The sequence below is a fragment of the Skermanella aerolata KACC 11604 genome, from assembly GCF_000936425.1.
GTDB lineage: Bacteria > Pseudomonadota > Alphaproteobacteria > Azospirillales > Azospirillaceae > Skermanella > Skermanella aerolata.
Genome location: NZ_AVFK01000230.1, coordinates 1 through 370 on the forward strand (window position 1 = coordinate 1; position 370 = coordinate 370).

1 protein-coding gene is annotated in these 370 nt (G+C 65.9%); it reads right to left on the reverse strand.

Annotated elements, in window-relative coordinates; translation table 11 throughout:
- On the reverse strand, nt 1-370 hold a 370-nt coding region (locus tag N826_RS44665; RefSeq protein ID WP_044438135.1), incomplete at both ends, for a hypothetical protein.

Sequence of the window (370 nt, forward strand, 5' to 3'; positions counted from 1 at the left end):
TACAGCACCATCCGCATGGCCTCGCCGATCTCGCTGTAGGGAACGCCGTTGTCGATCCGGACGCCGAGCCGCCTGGGATTGTACTCGCGCAGCATGGCGAGCAGGGTCCGCACCCGGTCGCTGGCCTGTTCCGTCAGGACGTCGTCGGCCTCGACGGTGCCGCCCCAGAAGCGGTTGGTGAGGCGGTCGATCAGCTTCGGGTGGACCAGGATCGTGATGATCCAGTCCCGCGCCAGCGCCGCCTTGTCGATGTCGGCGTGATACGCCTCGACCAGTTCGCGCGAGAACCTGGACCGGAACTCACCGATCCGGAACGGCTCGACCCGGTCGTGGCAGACATGGTGCTCGTAAACCGTGATGTTGCTGTCCG